Consider the following 252-nt stretch of genomic DNA (forward strand, 5'->3'; position numbering starts at 1 on the left):
GTTGGGATCGACCCCAATTAAAACATCGTCATCGCTGCCTCCCATCAGGATATCGTTGCCGCTGCTTCCAAACTGAACGTTCGTTCCCTCGTAAACCTTGATGTTACGAAACTCGCTGCTGGCGGTCGGATTGTTCGTATCGTGGTCGTTTGTCAAAATCAAGTAAGGCATCGATCCCGTGAAAAAGTCGCCCACGCGAATCTGATAAAACTTCCATTCGTCCGACTGTGCCGCGTAGTTGTCATATTCACT

1 protein-coding gene is annotated in these 252 nt (G+C 49.2%); it reads right to left on the bottom strand.

All coding sequences use genetic code 11. The features are described 5' to 3' along the window. Nucleotides 1-252: hypothetical protein (locus SB754_RS21695; protein ID WP_410784380.1), on the bottom strand; the 252-nt coding region annotated here is incomplete at both ends.

This window comes from Leifsonia sp. SIMBA_070 (assembly GCF_046534635.1).
Lineage (GTDB): Bacteria > Actinomycetota > Actinomycetes > Actinomycetales > Microbacteriaceae > Leifsonia.